This is a genomic window from Salinicoccus sediminis (assembly GCF_000986795.1).
GTDB classification, from domain to species: Bacteria; Bacillota; Bacilli; order Staphylococcales; family Salinicoccaceae; genus Salinicoccus; species Salinicoccus sediminis.
On sequence record NZ_LAYZ01000005.1, the window covers coordinates 1 to 1,705 of the forward strand.

General features: G+C 52.3%; 2 rRNA genes. Both read right to left on the reverse strand.

Annotation, left to right across the window (positions count from 1 at the left end):
• Positions 1-951: ribosomal RNA gene (locus WN59_RS07800) — 23S ribosomal RNA — on the reverse strand; the annotation flags it as partial.
• Between the two features lie 226 nt (positions 952-1,177).
• Positions 1,178-1,705, reverse strand: a 16S ribosomal RNA gene (locus WN59_RS07805); the annotation flags it as partial.

Here is a 1,705-nt window from a genome sequence, read left to right on the forward strand (position 1 = left end):
GGCATTCGGAGTTTGTCTGAATTCGGTAACCCGGGATGGGCCCCTCGTCCAAACAGTGCTCTACCTCCACGATGCTCTCATGAGGCTATACCTAAATATATTTCGGAGAGAACCAGCTATCTCCAGGTTCGATTGGAATTTCTCCGCTACCCACACCTCATCCGGTCACTTTTCAACGTAAGTCGGTTCGGCCCTCCATCCAGTGTTACCTGGACTTCAGCCTGGACATGGGTAGATCACCTGGTTTCGGGTCTGCAACCCCATACTTATTCGCCCGCTTCAGACTCGCTTTCGCTGCGGCTCCGCATTCGCTGCTTAACCTTGCATGAGATCACAACTCGCCGGTTCATTCTACAAAAGGCACGCCATCACCCATTAACGGGCTCTGACTACTTGTAGGCACACGGTTTCAGGTTCTGTTTCACTCCCCTTCCGGGGTGCTTTTCACCTTTCCCTCACGGTACTGGTTCGCTATCGGTCACTAAGGAGTATTTAGCCTTGGGAGATGGGCCTCCCGGATTCCGACGGAATTCCTCGTGTTCCGCCGTACTCAGGATCCACCGCGCCGCATAATGTCCTTTGCCTACGGGACTGTTACCCCCTCCGGCCGGCCTTTCCAGGCCGTTCGGCTCAACATTACTTGGCGTGTCGGTGTCCTACAACCCCAGCCGTAGCTGGTTTGGGCTCTTCCCGTTTCGCTCGCCGCTACTCAGGGAATCGATTTTTCTTTCTCTTCCTCCGGGTACTGAGATGTTTCAGTTCCCCGGGTCTACCGCCGCGTCAGCTATCTATTCACTGACCGGCAACACATAATGATGTGCTGGGTTCCCCCATTCGGAAATCTTCGGTTCAACGCTTACTTACAGCTCCCCGAAGCATATCGGTGTTGGTTCCGTCCTTCATCGGCTCTTAGTGCCAAGGCATCCACCGTGCGCCCTTCATTACTTAATCGCAATGAATTTGTGAGTGTGCCGCCCGAAAGCGGCACAACGCGTGTTTGTGTGAACTCTTTTTAATTTCAGTTCTCGGTTTTCTACGCTTTGATTTTCGGTTAAAAATCATTTATTGCTTCTCTATCCGGTTTTCAATGTACATGATTAAATGAATGACTCCAAAGAGACCATTCAAAACTGAATACAATATGTCAGACGTCAATCCGTTCCGTATTTATCCTTAGAAAGGAGGTGATCCAGCCGCACCTTCCGATACGGCTACCTTGTTACGACTTCACCCCAATCATCGGTCCCACCTTCGACGGCTGCCTCCCAGAAGGGTTGGCCCACCGGCTTCAGGTGTTACTGACTTTCGTGGTGTGACGGGCGGTGTGTACAAGACCCGGGAACGTATTCACCGTGGCATTCTGATCCACGATTACTAGCGATTCCAGCTTCATGGAGTCGAGTTGCAGACTCCAATCCGAACTGAGAACAGTTTTATGGGATTCGCTCAACCTCGCGGTCTCGCTGCCCTTTGTACCTGTCCATTGTAGCACGTGTGTAGCCCAAATCATAAGGGGCATGATGATTTGACGTCATCCCCACCTTCCTCCGGTTTGTCACCGGCAGTCTCACTAGAGTGCCCAACTGAATGCTGGCAACTAGTCATAAGGGTTGCGCTCGTTGCGGGACTTAACCCAACATCTCACGACACGAGCTGACGACAACCATGCACCACCTGTCACTCTGCCCCGAAGGGAACCCCTGTC